Origin of the sequence: Streptomyces sp. NPDC058145, from assembly GCF_042884245.1 — a bacterium.
Classification (GTDB): Bacteria; Actinomycetota; Actinomycetes; order Streptomycetales; family Streptomycetaceae; genus Streptomyces.
The window spans coordinates 125369-152009 of the sequence record NZ_JBHVUH010000004.1 but is presented as its reverse complement, the minus strand read 5'-3'; the positions used below and the strand labels follow the sequence as shown (position 1 = coordinate 152009).

Sequence of the window (26641 nt, the reverse complement as noted above, 5' to 3'; positions counted from 1 at the left end):
GTGTTCCTTGGGGAAGATCGCCGACGGCACCGGAACACACGCGCCCGTATTCCGGTGCGTGTGCCGTTTCCGCAGGTCAGGCTCGCGGTGGGTCGAGTTCCGCCTGTACGGTTTGAGTGACAGTGGCGGTACGCAGGGTGACTGTCCGGGGCTTGTCGGCTGTTGTCCGGGCTGTCTGAACTGGACCCATGGGTAGCGGCGTTGCGGCACGGTGGCACAGCGGCACGACGGAGGGTGCGGGATGTCGGTGGACGGCGAGGTGCGGCAGCTCACGGACGAGGCGGACGAGCCAGGGTGGGAGGTGGACCCGGAGGACGAGTGGGGAGTGGCCGTCATCACCACGGTGGGGCGGCAGTTGAGGCTGCGGCGGGAGGCGGTGGGGCTGCGGGCCGCCGAGTTCGCGACCGCGGTCGGGTACGGAGAGGACCTGGTCTACAAGGTCGAGGGCGGGAAGCGGATCCCTCGGCAGGAGTACCTGGACAGAGCCGACGAGGTGTTGGACGCGGGCGGGCTCATCGCGGCGGCCTGGGAGGACGTGAAGAAGGTCCGGTATCCGAAGAAGGTCCGGGAACTGGCCAAGTTGGAGGCGCAGGCCGTAGAGGTCGGCGTCTACGAAAGTAACGGCATCAACGGCCTCTTGCAGGTCGCCGACCATGCGAGAGCACTGTTCGAGGCCATGCAACCTCCGTATTCGCCGGACGAGGTGGAGCGCATGGTGGCCGCGCGCGTGGCTCGTGCGTCGATTTACGAGCGTAGGCCCGCCCCTGCGCTCAGCTTCGTCCTGGAAGAGGCGGCTCTGCGCCGTCCGATCGGGGGCACAATGGTGTGGCGCCAGCAGCTCGAACGTCTGTTGGAAGTGGGCAGGCTGCACAACGTCGTTCTTCAGGTGATGCCGTTGAACTGCGAGACCCACTCTGGCATGGACGGCAAGATCGAGCTGCTGAAGTTCGCGGATGGTTCAGCGGTGGGCCGCTCCGATGGTGCGTTCAGCGGTCGGCCGATCTCTGATCCCAAACACCTGCGCATCCTTGAGCTGCGGTATGGCACCATCCGGGCCCAGGCGCTCTCACCACGGGAGTCGCTGGCCTTCATCGAGCAACTGCTGGGAGAGACATGATCCGCAAGACCACTGCCGGGGACACCTTCGAGCTGGCGTGGTTCAAGAGCAGCTACAGCAGCGGCAACGACGGCAACTCATGCGTTGAGCTGGCCATCACCCCCGGCACCGTGCATGTCCGCGACTCCAAGAACATAGGAGGCCCTCAGCTTGCGTTGGCCCCGGAGGCGTGGGCCGACTTCGTGGCGCACGCCTCGGGAAGCTGAACGGCCCGGGGACAGCTCCTCCCGGGCCGTTCGACACACACGAAGCAGCCCTACGCATCGCTCGTCAGGTCGGGGGTGAACAGTTCCTCCGGCGTGTCCGCCGTGATGGCGCGGTCCAGATAGCGAGTGAGGGCGTCTGGGTCCGGACACAGCGAGAGCGGGCGGTAGATCTCCTTGGGTACGTCGATGTCACGCACCTCCAGAACCCGCAGGACCGCTGCGGACCACGCCGCGGTGTATCCGGCGGTGTATCCCCTGACCCAGTCCTCGTCTTCGTGCTCCTCCGCTGACCGCTTGTCCAGCCCGGCCCGGATGCGGGCCATGTCCCGGAGGGAGAGGGAGCCTTGTTGTCTCAGCTCCTCCAGTCCGGCACGGAAGTCGCCCAGCACGCGTTCCGGTGGTACGCCCAGGCCTACGGACAGCAAGTTGAACCGGAGCAGGTCGAGTAGCTCAGGTGATGCGTCGAGGTCGTCGATCATGATGGCGCCGTGGGCCAGGCTTCGCCCTGGTCCGCGGTGGCCGCCGGGTCCTCGGCGAAGAGGTCGTCGACGCTGTCCACGTGGGGCGTCCGGTCCAGCCAGCGATTGAGGAGACCGAGATCGGTGCAGTCGGCGATGCGGTCCCGGGCCTTCTTGGGTACGGAGATGCCCCGTGCTTCGAGGAAGCGAAGAATGGCCTTGGCCTCGCCCCTGGCCTCTCCCCTGGCCTCGCCCTTGGCTTCCCCCTCGGCCTGGCCTTCCAGGTAGGTCTCCTCCAGCAGGGTGCCCCGGCCGGGGAAGAAGTTGGTGAAACTCATCAGCTTTCTCCATGTCTGTCGGGCCGGAGTTTCCCCCAGGCCGATCTCCAGTAGGCCACTGAAGTACATGGCGGTCTGCGGGTCTGTCTCCTGCAGGGCGCCGAACAGGGCCTCCAGTATGGCTGTGGCCTTCGGATTCCTGCTATGCGTGATGGCGGAGAATGTCGCCATCGCCAGGTTCCGGGCGGCCGTACGCCGGTCGGTGATCATCGGTACGTTGTCCGGGCTCAGGACCAGGGGATGGGTGCTGTGAGTGGTCCAGCCTCGCACCTCGCAGATGAACGGTCCGGTCGCCCACCGCGCCGTACTCCGGTCGGTGCAGGTGACGAGGAGCAGCACCGGAAGGCGGAACTTCTCGTGCAGGTACGCCACGTAGTACGACCAGCTCGTCGCCTTGCGGTTGTCGCGCCGGCCCTGCGTCTCGATGGCGAGCAGGAAGGCATCCCCGTCGGACGGTTCGACGCGCAGGACGGTGTCCACGCGTCTCTCCAGAGGCTGGATCTCCGTCACGTCGGCGCTGAGTACCAACACCGACGCCTTGGCGGACATCGGGACTCCGAGGAGGTCGAAGACGGGGGTGAGGAGTTCCGGCCTGTCCTGGAATATCCGGTGAGACGCCTCGTGGGTGGATGTGACCATGCGGTCAACGTAGGTGGATCAAGGGGCCCGGATGTTGCGCGATGAAAATGGTTCACTCGTTCGGGTAAGGAGGAAACGTTCACGCCTCCCCGTTCGGTGCTTGCGAAAACGCCGAGGCCCGGAAACGTGGTGTTTCCGGGCCTCTGTCGGTACGGAGATGCGTTACGCGGTCGGCTTCTCAGTCGGCGCTGAGCGGAAAGCACTCTCGGCGACCGTCACCTTCATCCCTCGTCGCCGCCGAAGCGCTCCTTGTAGTTCTCCAGGTCCTCGTCCGTGAGCTTGGCGAAGAGGACCGGCGGGACCGTGAAGGGGGTGCCGGCGGGGACGGAGGAGAGGGACTTCGCCTCGGCCTCCGTGGCCCACGTCGCCGTGTCGTCCTTGAGGGAGAACGCCTCGCGCATCGTCTTCGCCGTCGCCGGGATGAAGGGCTCGGAGACCACCGCGTACAGGTGGATCAGGTTCATCGCCGTGCGCAGGGTGAGGGCCGCGCCGTCCTTGTCCGTCTTGATCTCCAGCCAGGGGGCCTTCTCCTCCAGGTAGGAGTTGCCGGCCGACCACAGGGCCCGCAGGGCGGCGGCCGCCTTGCGGAACTGGAGCGCCTCCATCTGCACTTCGTACTCGGCCAGGAGGCGTGCGATCTCCTCGCCGAGCTTCGCCTCGGCCTCGCCCGGCTCGCCGCCGGTGGGCACGTCGTCGCCGAAGCGCTTGCGGGAGAAGGACAGCACCCGGTTGACGAAGTTGCCGAGAGTGTCGGCGAGGTCCTTGTTGACCGTGGCGGTGAAGTGCTCCCAGGTGAAGGACGAGTCGTCCGACTCGGGGGCGTTGGCGATCAGGAAGTAGCGCCAGTAGTCGGCGGGCAGGATGTCCAGCGCCTGGTCGGTGAAGACGCCTCGCTTCTGCGAAGTGGAGAACTTGCCGCCGTAGTACGTCAGCCAGTTGAAGGCCTTGACATAGTCGACCTTCTTCCACGGCTCGCGCACGCCCAGCTCGGTGGCCGGGAACATCACGGTGTGGAAGGGGACGTTGTCCTTGGCCATGAACTCCGTGTAGCGCACCTCGGTGTCCACGTCGTACCACCACGAATTCCAGTCGCGGTTCTCCGGGTCCTGGTCCGCCCACTCCTTCGTCGCGCCGATGTACTCGATCGGGGCGTCGAACCAGACGTAGAAGACCTTGCCCTCGGCCGCGAGCTCCGGCCAGGTGTCCGCGGGCACGGGGACGCCCCAGTCCAGGTCGCGGGTGATCGCGCGGTCGTGCAGGCCCTCGTTCAACCACTTGCGGGCGATGGAGGAGGCGAGCTGAGGCCAGTCGTCCTCGTGCCGGGCCACCCACTGCTCGACCTCGTGCTGCAGCTTCGACTGCAGCAGGAAGAGGTGCTTGGTCTCGCGGACCTCCAGGTCCGTGGAGCCCGAGATCGCCGAGCGCGGATTGATCAGGTCGGTCGGGTCCAGCACGCGGGTGCAGTTCTCGCACTGGTCGCCGCGGGCCTTGTCGTAGCCGCAGTGGGGGCAGGTGCCCTCGACGTATCGGTCCGGGAGGAAGCGGCCGTCGGTGGGGCTGTACACCTGACGGATGGCCCGCTCTTCGATGAAGCCGTTCTCGTTGAGCTTGCGGGCGAAGTGCTGCGTGATGTCCCGGTTCTCCGCGGAGGAGCTGCGGCCGAAGTAGTCGAAGGCCAGCGCGAAGCCGTCGTAGACCGCCTTCTGGGCGTCGTGGGCCTGGGCGCAGAACTCGGCCACCGCGAGGCCCTGCTCCTTCGCGGCCAGCTCGGCGGGCGTGCCGTGCTCGTCCGTGGCGCAGATGTACAGGACGTCGTGGCCGCGCTGGCGGAGGTACCGGGAGTACACGTCCGCCGGGAGCATGGACCCCACCATGTTGCCCAGGTGCTTGATCCCGTTGATGTACGGAAGGGCGCTGGTGATGAGGTGTCGAGCCATCGGGGGCTGCTCCCAGGTCGGGTTGTTTTGCGAACCTTGAAATCGTAGCCGACATGTGTATGCCGCCCGCCTCCCGTTTTACGGGGTGAGAAGCGGGCGGCATTAGTTGTGCCGGTGCGTTGCGCGCCGTTACGGGGTGCTACGGGCGCCAGGCTGCCAGCAGGCCCTCGTAGAGCTCGGTGTCCGTGAGCTCTCGGGGGGTGGGGCCGGCGTGGAAGAAGGACGTGTTGTCGGTCTTCAGTTTGCGCAGGTAGTCGAAGGCCTTGTTGTCGTGCTCGCCGAACGCGACGAAGGAGAAGAAGACGCCGGGGTGGTTCTTCGCGGCCTCGGTGAGGGACTGGGTCGCGGGGGTCTTGGCGTCGGGGGCGCCGTCCGTCTGGAAGACCACCAGGACGGGGGTGCCGGGTTCGTTGTTCTTCTCGTGGTGGGCGAGTACGGCCTCCACGGCGGCGTGGTAGCTGGTACGGCCCATGCGGCCGAGGCTCGCGTGGACGTCGTCGATCTTCGTCTCGTGGTCCTCGGCGAGGGTCAGGTCGGTGGTGCCGTCGATCTCCGTGGAGAAGAGGACGACGTGGACCGTGGCCTCGGGGTCGAGGTGGGCGGCTAGGGCGAGGGTCTGGTCGGCGAGGGCCTGGGTGGAGCCGTCCTTGTAGTACGGACGCATGCTCGCGGAGCGGTCGAGGACGAGGTAGAGCTTCGCTCGGGCGCCGGTGAGGTTGTTCTTATCGAGGGTGGTGGTGGCTGCCTTGTAGGCGGTGGTGAGGTTGGGGGCGTGGGACTTGATCTTGGTGAGGGGGGTTGCGGGTGTGGCGGACGGGGCGGGGGGCTCGGGGGCCTCGGCTTCGCCTTCGGCGGGATTGTTCCCACCCGCACCAGCCGTGCGGCTTTCGGTGTCGGGTGCGGGTGGCCCCTGTGGGGTGTCCTCGCCGTCGGCGGCCTGCGGCTCGGGGGTGGAGGCCTGCGGCTCCGCCTCGGCCTCCGCCTTCTCCGAGGTCGGCTTCGGCGCCGGCTCGGGCTCGGGCTCGTCCTGAACCTTCGGCTCCGCCTCGGCCTTGGTCGGCGTCGGCGTCGGCGTCGATTGGGGCTGCGGCTCCGTCGCGGTCGCCGTCTTGACCGGCTCCGGCGTCGGCTCGGGCTTGGCCTCGGCCTCCGGCTCTGCCTCCGGCTCGGGCTTCGCCTCGGCCTCTGCCTTCGGCTCCGGCTCAGTGCTCGGGTCCGGCTTGGCTTCGCTCGACTCCGCCTCGGCCTCCGCCTCAGCCTTCGGCGTCGGCTCGGGGCCGTCCTGCGCCGTCGGCTCCGCCTCGGTCTCGGCCTTGGTCGGCGTCGGCGTCGATTCGGGCTGAGGCTCCGTCGCAGTCGCAGTCGCCGTCTCGGTTGCCTCAAGCTTCGCCTCGGCCTCTGCCTTCGGCTCCGGCTCAGCGGTCGGGTCCGGCTTGGCTTCGCTCGGCTCCGCCTCAGTCTCGGCCTCGGCCTTCGGCGTCGGCTCGGGCTTCGCCTCGGCCTGCGGCGCCGGCTCGGGCTTCGCCTCGGCCTGCGGCGCCGGCTCGGGCTTCGCCTCGGCCTGCGGCGTCGGCTCGGGCTTCGCCTCGGCCTGCGGCGCCGGCTCGGCCTCCACCTTCGGCTCCGCCTCAGCCTTGGCTTCGCTCGGCTCCGCCTCGGCCTTCGCCGTCGCTGTGTCCTCCGCCTGCGGCGTCGGCTCGGGCTCGGGCTCGGGCTCCGGGGTCAGGTCCAGGACCAGTTCGGGTTCTGGGGAGTCGGTGGGCTGCCTGGGGACTGTGATCTTGTCGAAGGCGGCCGAGACCAGATCGTGCTCGTCGGAGGACGAGGTGCGGGGCTCGGGGACCTGGGCGGTCGGGGCCGGGTCGGTGGTGGTCGTCGGCTCCGGTTCCTGCGACGGACGTCGGTCCGCACCCTCTGCTTCGGCGGTGCGTGGCTTGCGCCCCCGGCCGAATGCGTTCCGCAGGAGAGTGAGAATGCCCATGTGCGCAACCCTTTGCGTGAGTTGGTACCCGTTAATCCCTGGCCAGGACGGACACGTAAGGTTAGCGGCCCTGGGTTGCTTTTCGGTCCGTTGCGGAGCCGTGGAGAGTGACGTCGGTAACGAGCGCGCGGTGGTCGGTGCCCGTCAGGCGCAGGAAACGGGCGTCTTCGGCGGAGAAGTCCGGGGAGAGCAGGACGTGGTCGATCTGCGCGCCGATGACGGAGGCCGTGCGGGAGGGCCAGCTCGGGGTGCGGTAGTGGCCCGCGAGGCGGGCCGCGTCGGTCAGGCCGGTGTCGAGGACGCGGCGGAAGGCCTCGTGGTCCTGTGTGGCGTTGAAGTCGCCCGCGAGGATGGTCGGGGTACGGGTGTCCTCGGCGGCGTAGGCGCGGAGCCGCCCGAGTTCGCGTTTCCACGGGCCGACCTGGCCGGGGAGCGGTGGCACGGGGTGGGCGAGCTGGACCCGTACGGCGTGGCCGCGTACGTCGGCCACGGCGCCGGGCATGCCCATCGTGCCGGGTACGCCCGCCGCGGCCCTCAGCGGGAAGCGGCTCAGGATCAGGGAGCCACGGGAGCCGTCCGCCGCCACGGCCCGGCGGTGGGGATAGGCGCCGGCGAGTTCCTCGTCCAGGGCGGCCCGGCAGGTGCGCTCGCACTCCTCGACGAAGACGAGGTCGGGGTGGTGGCGGCGGAGCTGTGGGACAAGGGCGGGGGTGCCGCGCCCGAACTCGACGTTCGCGGTCAGGACGCGCAGGGAGGCGAGCGGCGCCCCGGCGGGCTCGTGGACCTTGCCGTAGGGGTCCAGGTACCAGCCGAGCAGACCGAGTACGGCCACCGACCAGACCAGCCCCGGCCACCAGCGGGCGAGCAGGGCGCACAGCAGGCCGAGTCCGGCCGGTGCGAGCAGCCAGGGCAGGAAGGCGAGCAGCTGCGGTGCGGGCGTGACGCCGTCGGTGCCGGCCATCCGGCAGCCGAGGATCACGCTGACCCCGGTGAGGAGCAGCCCCGCGCACCAGGGGCCCGGTCCGCGTCCGGGTCGATCGGTCACCCGGCCGAGCCTACGGGCGTGGCGTCCACCCGGGCCAGGAACCTCCCCAGCACCTCGTTGAACTCCTCCGGCCGCTCCAGGTTCGGCATGTGGGCCGCGCCCTCGGAGACGTGCAGGGCTGAGTCGGGCAGCAGGGCGTGCATGGCCTCCGCGTCGGCGACCGGTGTGAAGGTGTCGTCGGCGCCCACCACGACCAGCGCCGGCACCGTGACCCGGGTCAGCAGCGGGCGGTAGTCGGGGCGTTCGGCGCGGCCGCGCAGGGCGGCCGCGGCGCCCTCGGGGGAGGTGGCGGTCATCATGAGGTGCACATGGGCCTTGACCCCGGGATCGGCGTAGGGGGCGACCATCCTCTCCAGGACCTCGTCGGCGTAGCCGCGCATGCCCTCGGCGAGCAGCCGGGCGGCCAGGGCGGTCCGGCCCCGTCTGCCCTCGGGTGTCTCGGGGTCGGGGAAGGTGTCCGCGAGGACCAGGCCGCGGACGCGGTCGCCGAGGCGGTCGTAGCACTCCATGGCGATCTGGCCGCCCATCGACAGCCCGGCCAGGACGAAGGTGTCGACCTCCAGGAAGTCCAGCAGCTCCTCGATGTCACGGGCGTGGCGGGAGAGCGGGACGGTGCCCGGGGTCACCGGGGAGGCGCCGTAGCCGCGCAGGTCGGGGGCGATCACCCGGCGCCCGGCGGAGAACGCCGCGAGCTGCGGGGCCCACATCGTGCGGTCGAAGGGGTGGCCGTGGACGAGGACGAGCGGGGTGCGGGCGGAGGTTCCGGGGTTTTTGTCATCGTATGCGAGGAAGGGGGGCATGTGATCGACCCTAGGGTTACGCGTCTTCTCGGTGCAATAAAATCTTTGCCCTCGGTGCAATCCAAGGCATGCCGCGACAGGGGGACTTGTGGAGGACTACCGGCGTATCGCCGACCGGATCGCCGGTGACATCGGTTCCGGGCGGCTCCGGCCGGGGCAACGGCTGCCGCCGCAGCGGGCGTTCGCCCGGCGGCACGGGATCGCCGCCTCCACGGCGGGCCGGGTGTACGCCGAACTCGTGCGCCGGGGGCTGGTGGTGGGCGAGGTCGGGCGCGGCACGTTCGTGCGGGCCACCGAGTCGGACGGGCAGCCGGGGCGGGCGCTGACCGAGGCGGCCGCCACCACGCCGGTGAACCTGGAGCTGAACTACCCGTCCGCGTCCGGCCAGTCGGAGCTGCTGGCCCCCGCGCTCGCGCCGCTGCTGCGGCCGGACGCGCTGACCGAGGCGCTGCGGCCCGCCGCGGCCACCGGCACGGGCGCGGCGCGGGAGGCGATCGGCGGACTGCTGGACACGGACGGTTGGCGGCCCGACCCGGCGGGGCTGCTCTTCACCGGCAACGCCCGCCGGGCCATCGCCGCCACCCTCGCCTCCCTGGTCCGGCCGGGCGGCCGGGTCGGTGTGGAGCCGCTGACCTATCCGCCGGTCAAGGAGATCGCGGCCCGGCTCGGCTGCGTCCTCGTCCCGCTCGCGGCCGACGACCGCGGGCCGCTCGCCGAGTCGGTCGCCGCGGCCCACCGCGCCGCCCCGCTGTCCGCCCTCTATCTCCAGCCGACCCTGCACAACCCGACCTCGCTGACCATGGACGCCGAGCGCCGGTCCCGGCTGGCCGATGTCGTCCACAGCCTGGGGATACCGGTGGTGGAGGACCGGATCTGGTCCTTCCTTCAGCCGGCCGGCCCGCCGCCGCTGGCCGCCCTCGCGCCGGGGCTCGTGCACCTGGTCGACGGGCTGTCCAAGCGGGTCGCGCCGGGGCTCACCGTGGGGTTCACCTCCGTACCGGCCGAGCGGGCCGAGGCGGTGGCGCGCGCCATCAGGTCCGGCGGCTGGAGCGCGGGCTCCTTCGCGCTGGAGGCGGCCGTCCGGTGGATCGGCGACGGGACCGTGGCGCGGCTGGTCGCCGCCAAGCGGCGGGACGCCGCGCGCCGGCAGCGGCTGGTCGCCGACGAACTGGCGGGTTTCGACGTACGGTCCGACCCGGCCGCCTACTTCGCCTGGTGGCGGCTGCCCGCGCCCTGGCGTGCGGACACCTTCACCGCGGCCGCGCGGGCGCACGGGATCGCGGTGACCCCGGGCACGGCCTTCCGGGTGGATCCGAGCCGTACGCCGGACGCGGTCAGACTCGGGCTCGGGTCGGCTCCGGAGCCGGAGCTTGCGCGGGCGCTGCGGACCCTCGCCGGCGTCGCGCGGGACGGGACGGCCGCAGCCGGCGGCTGAGCAGGGCGGTGAGGGCCACCGTGAGACCGAGGCCGATCAGCAGCCAGGAGGCCGTGCGCAGGGTGCCGGTCAGGGCGTCGTAGACCGCTCCCGCGGCCGGGTGGGACACACCCTCGGCCAGGCCGTCGAGGGTGAGGCCGCGGCCGATGACGAGGGCGAGGTTGAGCAGGCCGCCGCCCAGGGCGGTGCCGAGCGCGGTCACCACGATCGCGCGCCGGCGGTGGACGGCCAGGGCGATGCCGGCGACCGCGAAGACGACGGCCGCGACCGGGCACCAGAAACCGGCTACTTCGAGCACGTGGAATCCCTTCCGCAGCGGGGCCACCTCGCGCGCCTCGAGCACGGGCACCGCGGTGTGCTCCACCGGGATGCGCGCGGCGAGCGCGATGTGGTCGTCGGTGAGCTGCTGCTTGACCTGGGCGGTGACGGGGGCGAGGTCGACGGTGACCGGGCCCTCGCCCGCGTCGCCGGCGGTGGCGTCCTGGCGCAGGGCGCGCAGGACGGCGTCGTGGGTGACCCGGTTGCCGGTGTCCCAGGCCATCCGGAAGGCCCGGGTCTGGGTGAAGGAGCGCACCGCCTCGTGCACGAACGGGGCGACCGAGCCCTGCAACGGGCGGACGTGCATCCGCTGGTCCACCTCACGCAGGATGCCGTCCCCGACGGTCTCCGCGACGGCTTCCCGCACGTCGGGGTCGGCGGCGAGCGGGGCCATCGCGGTGACGTACCGGCCCGTGTCGGCGAGTCCGTACGCCGCCCAGGCCGCCAGCGCGCCGAACGGCACGAGGAGGCAGGACACGGCGATCAGGGCGGCCGACAGGGCGCTCCTGAGGCGTGGGGGCACCCTTCAAGGCAAGAGCCGCGCGCCCGGGTGCGCGAGCGGGGCGCCTGCATTCGGGGGACGGGGCGCGGCCGAACGGCCCATCCGGGTCTCCTCCGCCCACCTCCGCCGACCGGAATCGGGGAATCCGGCCTCCGGTGGAGGGTTCACCCGAACGGGTGTTTCCTGGTGCTGGGGAGACGCCGGGACGGTGTCCCGGACGCCGCCGGGCCGCGGGAAGCGGGCCCGGCGACCGGTGAGGAAGGGAAGCACAGGGGAGTGCGTGGGCCCCGGCCGGGATGTCCGGCCGGGGCCCACGCGCGTGCCGCGTACTGGGCGGACACGGTGCCGCGTGCTCCGCGCGAACGGTTCCGCGTGCTCCGCGCGAACGGTTCCGCGTGCTCGGCGCGGGCGGGACCGTGTGCTCGGCGGATGCGGTCCGGCGTGCTCAGCGGATGCGGTGGCCGGCCGCGTCCTCGTGCGTGTAGTAGCGGTAGAACAGCACCACGAACGTGGGCACGGCGATCGCCAGGGCCAGGACCGCGGACTCCCACACGCCGTGGCCGCGGCCGCTCAGGCTGTACAGGAAGCCGACCGCGATGCCCGTGAAGGCCGACCACAGCACCGCGTGCACCTCGCGCCGGCAGCGCGCGGCGAAGAACTCCAGGGCCCGGAAGACGGCGAAGAAGACGATGCCCGTCACCACGCCGAACAGTACGTTCCAGCCGGTGATGGGGCCGCCGTAGCGGGTGTTGGCGGCGGCCCAGTAGCCGTAGATCAGGCCGAGCACGATGGGCAGCACCCACCGCGCGAGCGCGTGGGTCCGCTCGCCGAAGACATCGGGCGGCCGGTGGCGGGCGGTCGCGTCCCGGCCGCCGAGTGCGGGCGCTGTCGTGCGCCGGGGCATTCCACCGGGCGCGGGTGCCGCTTGAGCCATGAGAGCACTCCTCTCGCTCCTCGCCCCCGGTCTCCAGGGCACACCTGGGGGGACGGCCTGGCAAGTCGGTCGGACGGGCCGTGCCCGGATGCGGCCGTTTCGATGCCGTGTTTCGCTGAGGGGCATGGAGCGCTGCCCGCCGTGACACAAGTGGAGTCCCGGCACCGGCGGCAGCCGCTTCGGACGCGCGGGCGGATCGCGGTGCAGGCGCTGCCCCTGCTGCTGCTCGCCGGCATCACGCTGCTGGACCTCAGGACCGGTGAATGGTTCCGGATCGTCTCCTGGATCGTCCTGGTCCCCGGCACGGCCGCCGCGGTCTGCGGGGTGTGGACGACCGCCGGGTACGCGGTGCTGTCGCTGATCACGTACGTCGCCGTGGACCGCGTCTGGCCCGACGAGCACCGGGCCGGTCTCGCCGACTTCCTGCTGGTCGCCCTCGGCGGCGCCCTCGCCACGCTGGCCTCCGCCGCGCGGGTGCGCAGGGAGCGGCAGATGCTGCACATGCGGGACATCGCCGACACCACCCGCCGCACCGTGCTGCGCAAGCTGCCGGCGTACTGGGGAGGGCTGGAGCACGCGGGCGCGTATATCGCCGCCGACGTGGACGCCCGGGTCGGCGGCGACTACTACGACATCCAGCCCGGCCCGCACGGCACCCGGGTCCTCGTCGGGGACGTCCAGGGCAAGGGGCTGGGCGCGGTGGAGACGGCGGCCGCGCTGCTCGGCACCTTCCGGGAGGCCGCCTATCACGAGACGGAGCTGACGGTCGTCGCCGAGCGGCTGGAGACCCGTATGACCCGGCACCGCCTGCACCGCATCGCGCTCGGCCGGGACGACGGCGACCGCTTCTCCACCGCCGTGCTGCTCGGCTTCCCCGAGGACGACCCGGACACGGTCGAGCTGATCAACTTCGGCCACGAGCCGCCGCTCGCCGTCGGCCCGCACGGAGTGCGCGCCCTGCCGGCCGGTGACGGCCTGCCGCTCGGGCTCGCCGACCTGGTGGCCGGCTGCCCGCCGCTGCACCGGGTGCCGCTGGGCCGCGAGGAGACCCTGCTGCTGGTGACCGACGGGGTGACCGAGGCGCGGGACAAGGCCGGTGAGTTCTACCCGCTGGTCCCGGAGGTGGCCCGGGCGGTCACGGCCGACCCGCGCCGCGCCGAGCCGCACCGGCTGGTGCGCCGGGTCCGCGACGGTGTGCTCCGGCACACCGCCGGTCACCTGGACGACGACACCACGGTGTTCGCCATTCGGCGGATGCGCGAAGACCCCGTACAGGGACGTTTGCGGTCCTGAGCCGACCCTTCGCAGCGGCAGCGGCTACGGTGCTGGCTGTAGGGCGATCGACAGGGGAGGGACGATGCCCGGAACCGTGCTGCTGCTCGCGGCCTCGCCGCTGGGCCGGGGGCGTCTGGTGGACGCGGCCGGTGTGCTGCCCGTCCTCGCCGCGGTCGCCCCCGCGGTGCTGTCCGGCGCCGACACCGCGAACGTGGTCGAACTCGCCGACCCGCTCGAGCCGCAGGCCGTCCTCACCCGGCTGCGCGCAGCCGCGGCCGCGCCCGGACCGCTCACCGTGTACCTCACCGGCCAGCTGCACCTGGACCGGCGTCAGCGCCGGCCCCATCTCGCGCTGGCCCGCACCACCCCGGCGACCGTCCGCTACACGGCCCTGCCCTGGGCGTGGATCCGGGAGGAGCTGCGGCTGCGCTCCGCCGCCGACACCGCGCTCGTGGTCGATCTGCACGCGGACGCGGAAACCTGGCGGCAACTGGCCGAGCGCCCGCTGGACTCCGGACGCACGACGGAGGTCTACGGCCGTATCGCGCCGCCGGCCAGGGGACGGGGTCCGGCCGAGCCGACGTACATGAAGGCGGTGGCGACCCTGTTGCGCAGCGGGCACCGGCCGCCGCTCGCCGAGCTGCACGAGCACGCCCTGGCGCGGGTCACCGAGCCGGGCGCGGGACGGGACCTGGTGCTGGCCGGTCCCGGGGGCTACGCCCACCGGCCCACCCCCCTGCCGGTGGTGCCCCGCCCGTACATGCCGGACGCCCCGCCCACCGCGCCGCCGTCGCAGGGCGATCCGCACGCGGCCATCAGCGACGCCGTCCGGGCCGGCCGGCACGCCGAGGCCGACGCGCTCGCCGCGCGGCAGGAGGAGGCCGCCGTGCGCGCCCTCGGTCCCGCCTCCGGAGAGGCCCTGCACTGGGCCGAGGTCCGGGCGGACCTCGCCATGTTCGCGGGGGACGCGGCGCGCAGCTGCCGGGCCTGGCTGACGGTGGCCGGGGTGCGGCTGGCCGCGGGACAGGCGCCGGGCACGCCCGCCGTGGAGGCGGCCGTGGACCGGGCCCATCACCAGTGGGGGAACATCGAGGACGCGGCGCGGGCCCGTGAACTCGGGCCCGCGCTCGCGGAGCTGAGGCTGCGGGTGCCGGGACGCCGGCGGGGCGCGCTGGAGAACGTCCAGCGGCAGCTGCGGCAGCTCCAGGCGCGATGACCCCGCTCGGCGGGGAAATCCGCTCTACCAGGTGAAACCCGGCTGGACCGGCATGCAGGCGTCGGTCTTGCCGCCGTTCAGCACGGCCGCGGACTCGGGCGCCTTGGCCGGGGCCGCGGACTTCGGGTAGGTGCCGCCGGCGCGCCAGTCGGCGCCCACGGTCAGCGTGACGCCCGTGACGTCGGTGGACGCGCGTACCTGGGTCAGCGGGATGCCGAGGGCCTTGGCCACGGCCTGGGCGTCACCCTCCAGGTGGTGGCTCGGGTACAGGAGGACCGTGGTGGTCCCCGCCGCGGCCGTGGTGTCCACGGCGGCCTTGGCGAACCCCTTGTGCCGCAGCGCCCGGACGACCGCGTCGGCCCGGTGGAGCACGGGGGTCCTGGTGGTGGTGCCGGTGCCGTTGCGCACCCGCACGGCGAGGGTGCCGGCGGGGGCGGCGGGGTCGTCCGACACCTGCTCGGTGAGCTGTTGCGCGCCCTTGCCGTCCAGCGGGGTGTCCGTGCGGACCATGGAGACGAGCTGGTCGGCGTCCTCGGTGGCGGGCACCAGCCGGTTGTGGTCCTGGGACCACTGCACGGTGGGCAGCGTCGTCATCGTGATCCGCTCGGTGGGGACCTTCTGCAGTTCCGAGGACAGGTCGTACAGCTTCTTGACCGTGCCGAGGCCCTCGTCGACCGTGAGCGCCTTCGTCGCGGTCTCCGCGAGCCGGCGCATCTCGGTGGGGTTGCCCAGGGTCGCGTTCTCGCGGAGCTGGCGGACCATCGCGTTCATGTACATGTGCTGGGCGTGGGTGCGGCCGATGTCGGTGCCGTCCTCGAAGCCGTAGCGGGTGCGCAGCCACTGCAGGGCCTGCTTCCCCTTGACGTACGTGGTGCCCGCCTTCAGCTTGAGGCCCGAGCCGTGGCCCTCGGAGGTGTGCGACCAGACGTTCTCCTTGACGCAGACCGGGACACCGCCGATGGCGTCCGCCATCGAGACCACGCCGGAGAAGTCGACCATCAAGAAGTGGTCGATGTGGATGCCGGTGAGCTTCTCCCAGGTGGCGACGGTGCAGCCCGGGCCGCCGCGGCCCAGCGACTCGTTGGCCATGGCCAGGTTGAGCGCGCCGTACACCTTGCCGCCGTCGGGGTCGGTGCACCTGGGGATCGGGATCATCGTGTCGCGCGGCAGGCTGACCACGGACATGTTGCCGCGGTCGGCCGAGACGTGCAGCAGCATCTGCACGTCCGCGAGCGGCGGGCGGCCCACGTCGGCCTTGGAGCCGCCGAGCTTCAGGTCCGCCGCGGTGTTCCGGCTGTCCGAGCCGAGCAGCAGGATGTTCAGCGGCGTCTGGCCCTCGGCGTTCGGGGTCGCCTTGGGCGCAGTGGAGTCGCCGAGGTTGAGCCGTGCCTTGGTGATGTTCGCGTTCAGGTGCTCGTAGTAGCCGTATCCGGCGACCGCGCCGCCGAACATGAGGGCCGCCAGGGTGAAGGCCGACCAGCGCAGTATCCGGCGCCCGCGGCGCGGTCTGCCGGATGTGTCGTCGTCCTCGCGGCCGTCGTCGTGCCGGCCGCGGCCGGCCGGCCGCGCCTGTGCGTCCAGCGTCATTCTCTGCCTTCCCACCCCGACGACGGCGCCTGCCGCGTCTCCGGCTGCACCGGATCGCACACATTAGCGGCGTGACGCGATGAGAAGGGGTGAGTGGTGAGATATGCCACTCCCGTACAACCTTCGAAAGGGTTGACGAACTCGGCCTGACTCACACTCACCAGTAGTTCGGGTGGGGAGGAGGCGTCAGGGCTGGGTCCGACCCACGGCCGGCGGGGCCGGTGCGGTGTCCGCCGCCCGGGCGGGTCCCGCGTTGGCCGCCGTGACCAGCGCCGCTACGGCGAGCACGGCCGCGGCCACTCCTCTGGCGGTGGGCGCCCGGCCGCCCGGGCGGGGCCGGACGGGGGCCGGTGCGCCGGGGCGTCCGTAGGGTTCGGATGTACGTCCGGGCACGGTGACCTCGCAACAACAGCGGCCTGTTAAACATGCTTGATCCGCCATTTAACCTAGAGGCTGACGGACGCGAACGGCAAGGCCCACCAAGGGAGTTGGGGGTGACGGGGAGATGCCGGAACGGGACGATCCGCAGGTCGTGGGGCGGCGCGTACAGCAACTGCGCACCGAACGAGGTCTGACGCAAAGGCAGTTGGCCGAGCCGGCCTACACACCCGCCTACATCTCCACCCTGGAGGCGGGCCGGGTCCGCGCCTCCGACGAGGCGCTGCGGCACATCGCCGGCCGGCTCGGGGTCGCCTTCGAGGAGCTGGCCGTCGGCCGGCCCGCCCACCTGGCCACCGACCTCCGGCTGCGGCTCGCCGAGGCCCAGCGCGCCCTGGCCGACGGCGACTGCGAGGAGGCGGCCGCTCAGTACGCCGGGCTGCTCGCCGAGGCGGAGACCCACGGGCTGCTCGCCGAGCAGGCCACCGCGCTGCTCGGGCTGGGCGAGACCGCACTGCAGTCGGGCGAACTGGGCCGGGCCCGCGAGCACTTCGAGCGGGCCGAGGAGCGCCTGGCCGGGGAGTCGCTGCCCGCCCGGGTGCCGGCCGTCCGCGGCCGGGCGGTCTCCCACTACCTCGCCGGTGAACTCCGCTACGCCGTCTACCTCCTGGAGTCCGCCCTCGACGAGCTGAACCGCGGCGGCCTGCACGACCCCGACGCCCTGCTGCTCCTATACGCCGGCGTCATCGGCCCGTACATGGACATGGGCGCCCACGCCCGCGCCGCCCAGGCCGCCGAGTTCGCCCTCGCGCTCGCCCCGCGGATCGCCGACCCGGCGCTGATCGCCCGGATGCACCGCACGGTCGCCCGCACCCTGCTCGCCGAGGGCCGCCTCGCCGAGGCCGACGCCTCCCTTGCCAAGGCCGCCGAGCTGAACCGGCAGCTCCAGCTCCGCACCGAACTCGCCAACTGCCACTGGATGCGCGGCTACGTCTGCGCCCAGAACGGCGAACTGGACCGCGCCGAGGCCGAGCTGCGGCAGGCCCTCACCATGCTCTCCCAGACCCGGGCGGCCCTCTACCGCAGCCAGGCCGCCGTCGAGCTGGCCGACGTCCTGCACCGGCGCGGCAGCTCCGCCGAGGCGGCCGAGCTGCTGAACGGGGTCCTCGGGGACTTCTCCTCCGAGCGCGGGGCCGTCCACGCGGCCGCCGCGCACCGCCTCCTCGGCATCATCGCCGAGGACGCCCGCGACACCGAGGCGGCCGAGGAGCACTACGTCCGCGCCCTCAGCCTGCTGGAACGGGCCGGGGCGGCGGGTGACCTCGCCGACCTGTGCCGCCTGCTGGGCGACCTGCTGCGCCGCACCGGCCGGGTGGAAGCGGCCCTCGACGCCTACCGCACCGGCCTGGGCCACCGCACCGCCCCTGGCACCACCACACTCGGCCCGGCCCCGGCCCAGCCCCCGCTGTGACGGCTTCCGGGCCTGGCTCGGTGCGGTGCCGGTCGCGGTCGGCTTCGGGCTGGGTTCGGCGGAGTCCTCCTCGTGGCCGTCTCCGGGCCGGGTTCGGTGCGGCACCGGTTGTGATGGCCTCGCGGCTTGGCCCGGTGAGCCGCCCTGTGTTCCTGGACGTCGGCGGCTCGGTGCGGTGCCGGTCGCGGCCGCCTTCCGACCCGGCCTCGGCTCGGCCCCGCCAGGTGACCGCCCCCGGCAGGACTCGGAGTGGCACCGGCTGCGACCGCCGTCTGGCCGCCTTCCGGGTGGGTTCGGCCAGCTCCGCCGCGGCCACCTCCCGGTCGGCCCCTGATGCGCCGCGCCGGGCTTCTCAGACCTCGGCGTGGCCCTGCTTTCGGACGTCCGCCAGGCGCAGTGCGCCGATCTGGACGGCCGCCTGGGTCGCCTCGTTCGGTACGTCGCCCAGGCCCCCGTTGGTGAGCGCGAAGGAGTCCTCCCCGACGCGGACGGCGGCCACGTCCATCGTGAGGACGACGTCCTGGCCACCGGACGTCGTGGTGTAGAGCGTGAGCCGCAGGCCCTGACGCGCGTCCCCGACCTCCGGCAGCGGAGCCTCCTGCACCTGGACGTCCTCCACCAGTCCGTTCTCCGTGGTCGCGGTGAACCGGGCGCACCGCGCCGGCATCGTCCGCAGCCAGGCCAGGGCGGCGTCGACGTCCGCCGGGCGGCGCGCGCCGATCTGGTAGCGGAGCTGGGCGTCGGTGTCGGCGTCGTCCAGGCCGACGGCGGCCCGGCCGGGGGCGCCGAGGAGTTCGTCGGCGTAGAGCGCGTCGAGCAGGCGCTGGCACTCCGCGGTCCGGGTGGTCGCCTTCAGCAGGCCGTCGCGCCAGGTGGCCGCCCCGCGCGTCGCCGACCAGGGGGCGCCGAGGTCGTTCTGCGTGAGGAGCGCGGCGCGGGCCTGATCGTCGGTGAGCAGGGTGCCGTCGCCCCGGCCGGACGCCTTCGGCGTGGGTGAGGCCGCGTCGATGGTGGGCAGCGGCTGCTCGGCGGTCGGCGGGTGCTCCAGGCCGAGGGCCGCGCAGCCGGTGAGGGCGAGGAGGCCGGCCGCGAGAGCGGCGAGCGGGAGGGCACGGGGGCGTATCGCGGCGGTCATCGGTGGGCCTCCTGTGCGGGCCGGTGGTGGTGCCACCTCTCACGCCACCACCGCCCACACCAGCTCACCAGCGCTCCGGGCCGTCCGGGTGAGGGGCCGGGGCCGGCGGGACCGGAGCATCGGGCGAGCGTCCTGCTGTGGTCCGGCCGCCTGGGGCGTTCGGCTCCGGGCCCGCTGCCGGCCGTCCGGGCGAGGGGGCCGGGCCTGGGCCGGTGCTCTGGCGAGGGTCCGGCTCTTCGGCTGTCCGGGGTGTCCGGCCGCCTCGGTACCGGCTCGGTCCGGAGCGCTGTGTGAACGCCCCGGGGCTCTCGGGACGCCCCCGAGGCGTCCGTTCCCGGCCGTCCGGACAGCCGGCTGCCCCGGGTGTCCACCTCCGGCCGGGGCGGTCGTCGCACGGCTGGGGACGGCGGGCGGCCGTAGGCTGAGGGGGCCTTCGTGGCGAGTCCTCGGGTCGGGGTGGCGGAAGGAGACCGTCGTGACCGGGCAGTCCGGTATTCCTGTGATCATCGACTGTGACACCGGCGTCGACGACGCCCTGGCCCTGCTGTTCGCCGTACGTCACCCGGGACTGGATCTGCGGGCCGTCACCTGCGTGGCCGGGAACACGGACGTGGACGGGGTGGTCCGCAACACCCTGACCGTGCTGGAGCGGGCCGGTGCCCCCGACATCCCGGTGGCGCGGGGCGCCGAGCGGCCGCTGATCGAGCCGGCCCGCTCGGCCCGGCATGTGCACGGCTCGGACGGCATGGGCGACCTGGGCCTGCCTGCGCCCACCCGCACCCCGGCCGACGTGGACGCCGTGAGCCTGCTCCGCCGGGAGATCCTGGCCTCCCCTCGCCCGATCACCCTCGTGCCCACGGCCCCGCTCACCAACATCGCCCTGCTGTTGCGCACCCACCCGGAGGTGACCCGCAACATCGAGCGGATCGTGTTCATGGGCGGCGCGGTCGCCACCGGAAACGCCACGCCGGTCGCCGAGTTCAACGTCTGGCACGACCCCGAGGCGGCGGCCGTACTGCTCACCGCCGGGGTGCCGATCACGATGTACGGGCTGGACGTCTTCATGCGGGTCGTCGTGCCCGGCACCGATGTGCACCGGCTGCGCGGCAGCGCCGATCCGGGCACCCGGCTGGCCGGGGAACTCCTCGCCCACCGGCCCGCCGCGCAGGGCGGCGCGCCGGAGGCCGAGGAGGCGGGCGGACTCGGTGACGCGGGCGCGGTGTGCGCGGTCGCCGATCCGGGGGGCATCACCACCCGGCGTCTGCCGGTCGAGGTCTCCCTGGCCCCCGGTCCGGCCCGCGGCCAGACGCTCGTCGACCGCCGCCCCCGCCCCGGCGAGTCCGAGATCCACGAGGGCGCCCGCGAACAGGCCCTGGTGGACGTGGCGTTGGAGGTGGACGTGGACCGGTTCGTGAAGCTGTACCTGGAGACCGTCGAAGGGTTTCGGGGTCCGGCGGGGTGAGCCGCGGGGACGGGTCGCGGGCCCGGGGTCAGTCGGACGTCGCCGGGACCCGTGACGCCCAGCGTTCCTCCACCCGCGCCAGCCGCCAGTACGCCAGCGCCGCCGCCCACACCACCACGAACAGCCCGACGATGACGTAGCCGACGCTGTCCAGGTCGAGCCGGGCGATCCAGCCGGTCACGGCGTCGCCCAGGGCGAACTTCTCGTGCAGGACGCCGACCAGCTCGATGGTGCCGATGAAGAAGGCGACGGCGATGGACAGCCCGGTGATCGTGAGGTTGTAGAACACCTTGCGGACCGGGTTGGAGAACGCCCACTGGTAGGCGAAGTTCATGAACGTGCCGTCGAGGGTGTCGAACAGGCTCATCCCGGCGGCGAAGAGCAGCGGCAGGCACAGGACCGCGTACCAGGGCAGTCCGGCCGCCGCGCCCGACCCGGCCATCACCATCAGCGTGACCTCGGTGGCCGTGTCGAAGCCGAGCCCGAACAGGAAGCCCAGCGGGAACATCTGGCCCGGCCGGGAGACCGACCTGGTCAGCCGCCCCAGGACCCGGTTCATGAACCCCCGCGAGTCCAGGTGCTGTTCAAGCGCCCGCTCGTCGTACGTGCCGGACCGCATCGCCCGGAACACCCTCAGGATGCCGGCCAGCGCGACCAGGTTGAGCGCGGCGATGAGGTAGAGGAACGTGCCGGAGATCGTCGTGCCCATGAAGCCGAGTACCTGGTGGGTGCGCGAGTGCTCGTCCATGACCCGGCCGGCGAGCCGGGTGCCGCCCGCGATCAGCAGGGCCAGCAGCACCACCACGCTGGAGTGCCCCAGCGCGAACCAGAAGCCCACCGACACCGGCCGTCTGCCGTCGGCCATCAGCTTGCGGGTGGTGTTGTCGATCGCGGCGATGTGGTCGGCGTCGAAGGCGTGCCGCATGCCGAGGGTGTAGGCGGTGACGCCGAGGCCGACGCCGAAGACGTCCTGGCCGACCTTGTAGTGCCCGGGGGAGACGAGCAGGAACAGCACCCCGAAGGCGACGACGTGCAGGGCGGCGATCACCGCCAGCAGCCCCGCCGTCCTGATCGTGTCCTCGCGTCGCCATCGGAAGGCAGCGGCATCGGCCATCGGATTCACGCTCCAGCACCTCGTGGATCATCTCGTGAGCTGCCGTGGCCGGTCTCCTGGCTTACGGGGTGGTGCGTTCGCCGTCCCTGCCTTCCCAGCCGTACGAACGGCCAGTGGCCCGGCGGATGCCGGACGGGACGGGAACTCCCCGATCACAGTGGCGAGGGCCGCGTCGGCATGGACCCCTGAGGGGCCGTCACCGACTTCCCGAGCACCACGGCCCGCCCACCGTAGGCAGGTGAGCGGTCGTCCGCATAGCCGCGCACCGGCGCAGGTACCCAAGATCACATGAGGAACGACCCCCGCCGTCTCGCAGGCCTTGCGGCTGCCGCGAGCGGCGGGGGTCGTGGGCGCTCAAGCCCTGAGCGCGTGCGCCGCGGGAACGGTCAGCCCTGGGCGCCCCGCTTGCGGCGCGCGAGGAGCACGAACGCGGCGCCGCCGGCGACCAGCACGGCGGCCCCGCCCGCGATCAGCCCCGAGTCGCCGCCGCCACCGGTCTCCGCGAGGTCGCCCCCGTCGTCACCGCCACCGTCCGGCGTGGGTGCGGAGCCGGCCCGCGATGCGGAGGCGGACGGGGCCGGCACGGACTCCGAGGAGGCCGGGGACGGTGCCGCGGACGACTCCGAGGCGCTCGGCGCGGGCGAGTCCTGCGCGGGAGCGCTCGGCGACGGGGACTGCGGCTCCTCAGGGGTGCTGGTGCAGTCCTTCGCGCCGCCGTTCCAGGCCGCGATCAGCTTGTCCTTGATGACCGGGTGGTCCGGGCCCTTGGGCAGGTCCCCGTGCTCGAAGCCGTCGTTCGCGTCGGACTTGCCGTCGAACCTGACCGCGCCCCGGTACAGGTCGATCTGCGCGAAGCAGCCCGCGTCCGGTACCGCGATATCGAGGGAGTCGGTCTCGCCCGGCTTGACGGCCACCGTGTCGAAGTCGACGAAGACCTGCTCGCCGGAGGTGGCGAAGCTCGCGCCGTGGGCGAGGTAGGAGGCGAGTGAGGCGGTGCAGCCGGCGGCGTCCCCGGCGGCGCGGACCTTGACGTGGACCTTGCCGTCCTCGGTCGGCTTGAGGTTCTGGTCGTCCACCTTGACCGAGTCGAAGAAGTTCACGCCGTCCAGCGAGAACTGGCAGCGGTCGGTGCCGGTCTCGGTGCCCGCGCCGGTGCCGGGCGCGTAGTGGCCGCCGGCCTTCCAGCCGTCACCGCCGTGCGCGCCGTGGGCCCAGGCGCCGGAGGCGGCGGCGATCGAGGCGGCGCAGAGGGCGAGTGACGCGGCGCCCGTCCCCAGCAGGCGGCGCGCGGTGACACGTCTGGCTATGGACATGGATATCCCATCGCAGAAGCTCGAGTGAGCGGAAGAAGTCAGAGAGACACGCGGCCCATTGGTCACATGCGCCACAGTGTGAGGCCATGGTGATCGGCCCTGTTGAAACCTGTCAACCTGCGTGAATGCAGGGCTCGTTCATGGAGCCGTCACAACTTCATCACACGGGGAATGATCCACTCCCCATCGCCTGAAGGTTCCCTTTCCGGGCAATGTGGACAGTCTCTGTACTGTCGTCCTTCCCGAAGGGAGCCCGTATGGCAGACCTCTCGTCCCGGAACCCCGACTGGTGGCGCCAGGCCGTCGTCTACCAGGTGTATCCGCGCAGCTTCGCCGACGCCGACGGCGACGGGCTCGGCGACCTCAGGGGAGTCACCCAGCGCCTGAACCACCTCGCCTGGCTCGGCGTCGACGCCCTGTGGCTGAGCCCCTTCTACCCCTCGGAACTGGCCGACGGCGGCTACGACGTCGCCGACCCCCGGGACGTCGACGCCCGCCTCGGCACCCTGGACGACTTCGACGCCGTGGTGGCCGAGGCCCACCGGCTCGGCCTGAAGGTCGTCGTCGACGTCGTCCCCAACCACACCTCGCACCAGCACCCCTGGTTCCAGGAGGCCCTGCGGGCCGGCCCCGGCTCCGCCGCCCGGGACCGCTACGTCTTCCGCCCCGGCCGCGGGGCGCACGGCGAACTGCCGCCCAGCGACTGGCAGTCGGTGTTCGGCGGCAGCGCGTGGCGGCGGACCGCGGACGGCGAGTGGTACCTGCACCTCTTCGCGCCCGAACAGCCCGACCTGAACTGGGGGAACGAGGAGGTCCGCGCCGACTTCCGCACCACCCTGCGCTTCTGGTCCGACCGCGGCGTCGACGGCTTCCGCGTGGACGTCGCGCACGGCCTCGCCAAGGACCTCGCCGAACCGCTGCGGGACATCGGCAACATCGGCAACATCGGCGCCACCGGCGAGGAGGCCCTGCAGCGCGTCGCGCCCGGCAGCCACCCGTACTGGGACCGCGACGAGGTGCACGAGATCTACCGCGACTGGCGCAAGATCCTCGACGCCTACACCCCGCCCCGCACCGCGGTCGCCGAGGCCTGGGTCCCGGACGCCCGCCGCGCCCTGTACGCCCGCCCGGACGAACTGGGCCAGGCCTTCAACTTCGAGTATTTGCAGGCGTCCTGGAACGCCGATGAGCTGCTCGAGGTCATCACCGGCTCGCTCGCCACCGCCCGCACCGTCGGCGCCTCGGCCACCTGGGTGCTCTCCAACCACGACGTCGTACGGCACGCCTCCCGCCTGCTGCTGCCGCCCGGCACCGACGAGAACGCCTGGCTGCTGTCCGGCGGCAGGGCCCCGGCCGTCGACCCCGACGCCGGTCTGCGCCGGGCCCGGGCCGCGACCCTGCTGATGCTGGCGCTGCCCGGCTCCGCGTACGTCTACCAGGGCGAGGAACTCGGCCTGCCCGAGGTCGCCGACCTGCCCACCGCGGTGCTGCAGGACCCGATCTGGGAGCAGACCGGTCACGTCCGCAAGGGCCGCGACGGCTGCCGGGTGCCGCTGCCGTGGACGCCGGACGGGCCTTCGTACGGTTTCGGACCGGGGGCCGCCTGGCTGCCGCAGCCGGAGTCCTTCGCCTCCCACGCCGTCGCGGCGCAGGCCGGTGCCGAGGGCTCCACCCTGGAGCTCTACCGCGCCGCCCTGCGGCTGCGCCGGAAGCTGCTGGAGGGCGAGACGCTGACCTGGACGCCCGACGCCCCGGCCGGTGTCCTCGACTTCGCCCGCACCGAGACCTGGCGCTGCGTCACCAACCTCACCGAGCGGCCCGTACCGCTGCCGCCGGGCGAGGTGCTGCTCGCCAGCACCCCGCTCCCGGAAGCCGGATCGCTCCCGCCGGACACCACGGTGTGGCTCGGCTAGCCCACGGTCGGACTGGGCGTGGGGGCCGGGGCGTTGCCGCCGGAGCCGCTGCCGTCGCCGGTGAGGCCGCCGAGGTTCAGCGGGGTGGACGTGGCGTTCGGCGGCGGGGTGAGCACCACCTCCGGCTGGCCCGCGGGCGGCGCGGGCGGGGTGAGGTTGTCGGAGGGCAGCTTCGGCGGGGTGGTCTGCTGGAAGATGGTCTGGTCGAAGTCGACCAGACCGGTCTTCTCCATCACCGTGATGTGGTCCAGCACGGTGTTGTTGGCCTGGTCGGCCAGGGCGCGCACCAGCGAGTTCTTGGTGGTGGAGCGGATCTTGGCGATCGTGTTGAAGATCGAGCCGTGCGTCATCCGCAGGATGTTGGCGAAGTCGGTGTCGAACGACTTGCCACTCTCCGCCTTGAGCTGGGTGACGAAGCCCTCCTGCTGGGGGCTCGCGATGTTGGGCAGCGTGATGTTGAGCATGGGCGCGATCTTGCGGCAGCTCGCGTCCAGCGCGGCGTGCCCGTCGACCAGGTGCTTGCTGGCCTCCAGGACGCCCTTGGAGGAGCCCTTCTGCAAGCCGATCTGACCGAGCGGGTACTCCCAGAGACCGGCTGCCCGCACCTTGACCACGAAGTCCCGGTCGCCCTCGGTGAGCGGCCCCCACTGCGTCTGGGCGATGATCTGTGTCTGCGAGGTGGAGACGGTGTTCAGCCCGAGCATGCTCGGGTAGGCGAGCGCGCCGAGTGTCAGGGCCATCGCACCGCCCACGAAGAGAGTTCCCGTCGCGTTCCGCGAAAAGCGCACCGTGCCTCCTGCCCGGTCGTGGATCCCGCCCCCGACAACACGCGGGCAGTTCGTACGCACAGCAGTACGGATGCGAAGGCCGATCGTCTCTGTGCCGCGGGTAAAAACTCTCGCCGGGCCGCCAACGAGGTGTCGGAGCCCCCGATCGCGATCCGTTGGCGATCGGGCGGGGGCTTGGCCGGCCCTCCGGCGGCCGGCGGGAGCGGACGCCCGCGGTGATGAGGACGGACACCCGGCGGGCGACGGCGACGGACACCCGGCGGTGACGGGACCTGGGCGCTCTGGCAGCGTTGGCCCCATGGCGCACTCGGAGACGGACACCGGCCACGACCCCGACCCCGACCCCTACCTCGAGTACCGGCGGACGCTGTTCGCGACGGCGTACCGGATGCTGGGCAGCGTGGCGGACGCGGAGGACGTCCTGCAGGACACCTGGCTGAGCTGGCACTCCGCGGACCGCTCGGCGGTCCGGGACCCCCGCGCCTACCTGGTCCGCACCGTCACCAACCACTCGCTGAACCGCCTCACCTCCGCCCGGGCACGGCGGGAGCGGTACGTCGGCCCCTGGCTGCCCGAGCCCCTCCTGACCTCCCCCGACGTCCAGGAGGAGGCGGAACTCGCGGACAGTGTCTCGACGGCCATGCTGGTGGTCCTGGAGACGCTGACCCCGGTGGAGCGGGCGGTGTTCGTCCTGCGCGAGGTCTTCGGCTACGCGCACGCGGAGATCGCCGGTTTCCTGGACCGCTCCGAACCCACGGTCCGCCAGATCGCCCGCCGTGCCCGCGACCACGTCCGGTCCCGCCGCGCCCGCTACGACACCGACCCCGAGCGGCGGGCCACGGTCACCGCCCGGTTCATCGAGGCGTGCGCGGGCGGTGATCTGAACGCGGTGCTGGAACTCCTCGCACCGGACGTCACCTGCTGGTCCGACGGCGGCGGCAAGGTCTCCGCGGCCCGGCGGCCGCTGCACGGGGCGGACCACGTGGGCCGGTTCGTCCTGGGCGTCCTGCGAAAGCCCCGGATGGAGGGAGTGGCCGTCCAACTGGTGCCGGTCAACGGTGAACTGGGCATCCTGCTCACCCTCGGCGGGGAGCCGGTGGGCGCCGTGACCTACGACCTGGTGGACGACCGCATCGAGAACCTCCGCCTGCAGGTGAACCCGGACAAGCTGCGGGGGCTGCGGCGCTGAGCCGTCGACGGCGGGCGGTGCGGCCGGACTGCAGGTGAGCGCTGACTTCCGGTGGGGGCGCTGGCGTCGGGGCTGTCGGTGGCGGGCGCT

22 protein-coding genes and 1 riboswitch are annotated in these 26641 nt (G+C 72.6%); of the genes, 9 read left to right on the top strand and 13 right to left on the bottom strand.

Translation table 11 applies throughout. The features are described 5' to 3' along the window. The first annotated feature begins 241 nt into the window (after positions 1–241). Together ACFVVO_RS10670 and ACFVVO_RS10665 are read left to right on the top strand one after the other, a co-directional pair. Positions 242–1117 carry a helix-turn-helix domain-containing protein gene (locus ACFVVO_RS10670; protein WP_390053623.1) on the top strand — a complete coding sequence of 292 codons (876 nt, stop codon included), beginning with the start codon at positions 242–244 and terminating at the stop codon, positions 1115–1117. Beyond that, complete coding sequence (locus ACFVVO_RS10665) at positions 1114–1323, top strand: DUF397 domain-containing protein (RefSeq protein WP_390053621.1); 210 nt, start codon at positions 1114–1116, stop codon at positions 1321–1323. Before ACFVVO_RS10670 ends, ACFVVO_RS10665 begins: the two co-directional genes overlap by 4 nt. Positions 1324–1373: 50 nt before the next feature. Here the strand turns inward: ACFVVO_RS10665 and ACFVVO_RS10660 are convergent, their stop codons facing one another. The 6 genes from ACFVVO_RS10660 to ACFVVO_RS10635 form a co-directional block, all read right to left on the bottom strand. Then, positions 1374–1802 carry a hypothetical protein gene (locus ACFVVO_RS10660; RefSeq protein WP_390053619.1) on the bottom strand — a complete coding sequence of 143 codons (429 nt, stop codon included), beginning with the start codon at positions 1800–1802 and terminating at the stop codon, positions 1374–1376. Then, on the bottom strand, positions 1799–2758 hold the full coding sequence (locus tag ACFVVO_RS10655) for a hypothetical protein (protein WP_390053617.1): 960 nt from the start codon (positions 2756–2758) through the stop codon (positions 1799–1801). Before ACFVVO_RS10655 ends, ACFVVO_RS10660 begins: the two co-directional genes overlap by 4 nt. A 221-nt stretch (positions 2759–2979) precedes the next feature. Continuing rightward, positions 2980–4695 (bottom strand): methionine--tRNA ligase, encoded by a 1716-nt coding sequence (gene metG, locus ACFVVO_RS10650; protein ID WP_390053615.1) that lies wholly within the window; start codon positions 4693–4695, stop codon positions 2980–2982. A 139-nt stretch (positions 4696–4834) separates the two neighbouring features. Beyond that, entirely contained in the window at positions 4835–6676 is a 1842-nt protein-coding gene (locus ACFVVO_RS10645; RefSeq protein ID WP_390053613.1) for a VWA domain-containing protein, read from the bottom strand. A 61-nt stretch (positions 6677–6737) separates the two neighbouring features. After that, entirely contained in the window at positions 6738–7721 is a 984-nt protein-coding gene (locus ACFVVO_RS10640; RefSeq protein WP_390053611.1) for an endonuclease/exonuclease/phosphatase family protein, read from the bottom strand. Next, complete coding sequence (locus ACFVVO_RS10635) at positions 7718–8521, bottom strand: alpha/beta fold hydrolase (RefSeq protein ID WP_390053610.1); 804 nt, start codon at positions 8519–8521, stop codon at positions 7718–7720. Before ACFVVO_RS10635 ends, ACFVVO_RS10640 begins: the two co-directional genes overlap by 4 nt. A gap of 88 nt (positions 8522–8609) precedes the next feature. On the opposite strand from ACFVVO_RS10635, the gene ACFVVO_RS10630 reads away from it, so the two are divergent. Beyond that, entirely contained in the window at positions 8610–9956 is a 1347-nt protein-coding gene (locus tag ACFVVO_RS10630) for a PLP-dependent aminotransferase family protein (RefSeq protein ID WP_390053608.1), read from the top strand. Here ACFVVO_RS10630 and ACFVVO_RS10625 read toward each other — a convergent pair. Together ACFVVO_RS10625 and ACFVVO_RS10620 are read right to left on the bottom strand one after the other, a co-directional pair. Continuing rightward, positions 9856–10797 (bottom strand): hypothetical protein, encoded by a 942-nt coding sequence (locus ACFVVO_RS10625; RefSeq protein WP_390053606.1) that lies wholly within the window; start codon positions 10795–10797, stop codon positions 9856–9858. The genes ACFVVO_RS10630 and ACFVVO_RS10625 overlap by 101 nt on opposite strands. A gap of 424 nt (positions 10798–11221) precedes the next feature. Then, positions 11222–11710, bottom strand: coding sequence for a hypothetical protein (locus ACFVVO_RS10620; protein ID WP_390053604.1), 489 nt, complete (start codon positions 11708–11710; stop codon positions 11222–11224). A 102-nt stretch (positions 11711–11812) separates the two neighbouring features. Between ACFVVO_RS10620 and ACFVVO_RS10615 the strand changes: the two genes are divergently transcribed. Then, positions 11813–13003, top strand: coding sequence for a PP2C family protein-serine/threonine phosphatase (locus ACFVVO_RS10615; RefSeq protein ID WP_390053602.1), 1191 nt, complete (start codon positions 11813–11815; stop codon positions 13001–13003). A 64-nt stretch (positions 13004–13067) separates the two neighbouring features. Beyond that, positions 13068–14201, top strand: coding sequence for a hypothetical protein (locus ACFVVO_RS10610; protein ID WP_390053600.1), 1134 nt, complete (start codon positions 13068–13070; stop codon positions 14199–14201). Between the two features lie 24 nt (positions 14202–14225). On the opposite strand, the gene ACFVVO_RS10605 is transcribed toward ACFVVO_RS10610, so the two are convergent. Further along, positions 14226–15788, bottom strand: coding sequence for an LCP family protein (locus tag ACFVVO_RS10605; RefSeq protein ID WP_390053598.1), 1563 nt, complete (start codon positions 15786–15788; stop codon positions 14226–14228). Positions 15789–16293: 505 nt separating this feature from the next. Between ACFVVO_RS10605 and ACFVVO_RS10600 the strand changes: the two genes are divergently transcribed. Then, on the top strand, positions 16294–17637 hold the full coding sequence (locus ACFVVO_RS10600) for a tetratricopeptide repeat protein (RefSeq protein ID WP_390053596.1): 1344 nt from the start codon (positions 16294–16296) through the stop codon (positions 17635–17637). Between the two features lie 352 nt (positions 17638–17989). Here ACFVVO_RS10600 and ACFVVO_RS10595 read toward each other — a convergent pair whose 3' ends face one another. Further along, positions 17990–18772 (bottom strand): hypothetical protein, encoded by a 783-nt coding sequence (locus ACFVVO_RS10595; RefSeq protein WP_390053595.1) that lies wholly within the window; start codon positions 18770–18772, stop codon positions 17990–17992. Positions 18773–19247: 475 nt separating this feature from the next. Here ACFVVO_RS10595 and ACFVVO_RS10590 point away from each other — a divergent pair, with 475 nt between their 5' ends. Further along, a complete protein-coding gene (locus ACFVVO_RS10590; protein ID WP_390053594.1) occupies positions 19248–20234 on the top strand; it encodes a nucleoside hydrolase in 987 nt (328 codons plus the stop codon). Between the two features lie 28 nt (positions 20235–20262). Here the strand turns inward: ACFVVO_RS10590 and ACFVVO_RS10585 are convergent, their stop codons facing one another. Further along, positions 20263–21348 (bottom strand): HoxN/HupN/NixA family nickel/cobalt transporter, encoded by a 1086-nt coding sequence (locus ACFVVO_RS10585; protein ID WP_390053593.1) that lies wholly within the window; start codon positions 21346–21348, stop codon positions 20263–20265. Positions 21349–21376: 28 nt separating this feature from the next. Next, positions 21377–21582: riboswitch (cobalamin riboswitch) on the bottom strand. 152 nt (positions 21583–21734) lie between these two features. Then, positions 21735–22661: an LAETG motif-containing sortase-dependent surface protein gene (locus ACFVVO_RS10580; RefSeq protein ID WP_390053591.1), complete on the bottom strand. Its 927-nt coding sequence runs from the start codon at positions 22659–22661 to the stop codon at positions 21735–21737. A 257-nt stretch (positions 22662–22918) separates the two neighbouring features. Between ACFVVO_RS10580 and ACFVVO_RS10575 the strand changes: the two genes are divergently transcribed. Continuing rightward, on the top strand, positions 22919–24574 hold the full coding sequence (locus ACFVVO_RS10575; protein WP_390053589.1) for a glycoside hydrolase family 13 protein: 1656 nt from the start codon (positions 22919–22921) through the stop codon (positions 24572–24574). Here ACFVVO_RS10575 and ACFVVO_RS10570 read toward each other — a convergent pair. Further along, the gene (locus ACFVVO_RS10570) at positions 24571–25314 is read right to left on the bottom strand and encodes a DUF4142 domain-containing protein (RefSeq protein WP_390053588.1); all 744 of its coding nucleotides are present in this window, start codon (positions 25312–25314) and stop codon (positions 24571–24573) included. The genes ACFVVO_RS10575 and ACFVVO_RS10570 overlap by 4 nt on opposite strands. A gap of 346 nt (positions 25315–25660) precedes the next feature. Here ACFVVO_RS10570 and ACFVVO_RS10565 point away from each other — a divergent pair, with 346 nt between their 5' ends. Then, positions 25661–26551, top strand: a complete 891-nt coding sequence (locus ACFVVO_RS10565; RefSeq protein ID WP_390053586.1) for an RNA polymerase sigma-70 factor — start codon at positions 25661–25663, stop codon at positions 26549–26551. Positions 26552–26641: the final 90 nt, after the last annotated feature.

Coding starts and splice junctions, on each gene's coding strand:
- ACFVVO_RS10670 (WP_390053623.1), top strand. CDS start 242: ATGTCGGTGGACGGCGAGGTGCGGCAGCTCACGGACGAGGCGGACGAG.
- ACFVVO_RS10665 (WP_390053621.1), top strand. CDS start 1,114: ATGATCCGCAAGACCACTGCCGGGGACACCTTCGAGCTGGCGTGGTTC.
- ACFVVO_RS10660 (WP_390053619.1), bottom strand. CDS start 1,802: ATGATCGACGACCTCGACGCATCACCTGAGCTACTCGACCTGCTCCGG.
- ACFVVO_RS10655 (WP_390053617.1), bottom strand. CDS start 2,758: ATGGTCACATCCACCCACGAGGCGTCTCACCGGATATTCCAGGACAGG.
- metG (WP_390053615.1), bottom strand. CDS start 4,695: ATGGCTCGACACCTCATCACCAGCGCCCTTCCGTACATCAACGGGATC.
- ACFVVO_RS10645 (WP_390053613.1), bottom strand. CDS start 6,676: ATGGGCATTCTCACTCTCCTGCGGAACGCATTCGGCCGGGGGCGCAAG.
- ACFVVO_RS10635 (WP_390053610.1), bottom strand. CDS start 8,521: ATGCCCCCCTTCCTCGCATACGATGACAAAAACCCCGGAACCTCCGCC.
- ACFVVO_RS10620 (WP_390053604.1), bottom strand. CDS start 11,710: ATGGCTCAAGCGGCACCCGCGCCCGGTGGAATGCCCCGGCGCACGACA.
- ACFVVO_RS10615 (WP_390053602.1), top strand. CDS start 11,813: ATGCCGTGTTTCGCTGAGGGGCATGGAGCGCTGCCCGCCGTGACACAA.
- ACFVVO_RS10610 (WP_390053600.1), top strand. CDS start 13,068: ATGCCCGGAACCGTGCTGCTGCTCGCGGCCTCGCCGCTGGGCCGGGGG.
- ACFVVO_RS10605 (WP_390053598.1), bottom strand. CDS start 15,788: ATGACGCTGGACGCACAGGCGCGGCCGGCCGGCCGCGGCCGGCACGAC.
- ACFVVO_RS10600 (WP_390053596.1), top strand. CDS start 16,294: ATGCCGGAACGGGACGATCCGCAGGTCGTGGGGCGGCGCGTACAGCAA.
- ACFVVO_RS10595 (WP_390053595.1), bottom strand. CDS start 18,772: ATGACCGCCGCGATACGCCCCCGTGCCCTCCCGCTCGCCGCTCTCGCG.
- ACFVVO_RS10585 (WP_390053593.1), bottom strand. CDS start 21,348: ATGGCCGATGCCGCTGCCTTCCGATGGCGACGCGAGGACACGATCAGG.
- ACFVVO_RS10580 (WP_390053591.1), bottom strand. CDS start 22,661: ATGTCCATAGCCAGACGTGTCACCGCGCGCCGCCTGCTGGGGACGGGC.
- ACFVVO_RS10575 (WP_390053589.1), top strand. CDS start 22,919: ATGGCAGACCTCTCGTCCCGGAACCCCGACTGGTGGCGCCAGGCCGTC.
- ACFVVO_RS10570 (WP_390053588.1), bottom strand. CDS start 25,314: ATGGCCCTGACACTCGGCGCGCTCGCCTACCCGAGCATGCTCGGGCTG.
- ACFVVO_RS10565 (WP_390053586.1), top strand. CDS start 25,661: ATGGCGCACTCGGAGACGGACACCGGCCACGACCCCGACCCCGACCCC.